This window comes from Noviherbaspirillum sp. ST9, from assembly GCF_048799745.1.
In the GTDB taxonomy this organism is placed as follows: Bacteria; Pseudomonadota; Gammaproteobacteria; order Burkholderiales; family Burkholderiaceae_D; genus Noviherbaspirillum.
This window is the reverse complement of sequence record NZ_JBLWFR010000195.1, coordinates 1-541: the sequence shown is the minus strand read 5'-3', so window position 1 is coordinate 541 and position 541 is coordinate 1. Positions and strand designations below refer to the sequence as shown.

General features: G+C 43.4%; 1 protein-coding gene. It reads right to left on the bottom strand.

Going from position 1 to position 541, the window contains the following annotated elements; all coding sequences use genetic code 11:
* Positions 1–456: DUF5018 domain-containing protein (locus ACNOHI_RS25485; RefSeq protein ID WP_420477516.1), on the bottom strand; the 456-nt coding region annotated here is incomplete at its 3' end.
* Positions 457–541: the final 85 nt, after the last annotated feature.

Here is a 541-nt window from a genome sequence, read left to right as displayed (position 1 = left end):
ACTGATTATCACATAATCTTTGGTGGCAGCCAGGCCGCCATGGTTATTAGCAGGTGCACCCAAATCAGCAATCAACTTTTTTGCAAACATGATTTTTGCACTGCCTGGCCGTATTCCTGCCGGCAATTTGTCGGGCACTGCTTTTTTTACAGTATAAGTGGCTTTTGTTGTACCATCATGTGCAGTTACCACAAATTGCCGGTCTGAATTATAATCTATAGCTGTCGAGCGCGGATCAGGACTAATAGTAGCATGCGGGGATAGTCTGACACTCGCAATCACAGAAGGTAAGTTGTCAAGGGTGACAAGAGAAATTGTTTTGTTTGCCTGATTGATCACTCCTGTAAGAGAAAGCTCCGGTAAGGCAAACTCTTCAATGGCGCAAGCAGCACTTTTTACTATCTCACCACGGATTGTATATTCCTGTTTTTCCTTCCGTTGGTTAGTAACAGTGATAGTTTACTTTTTACCAGAACTCAAATCGAGTTACAACAAAGCGGGAGAGATAGTTACATTATCGTCCAACCCGTCCCTTATACGC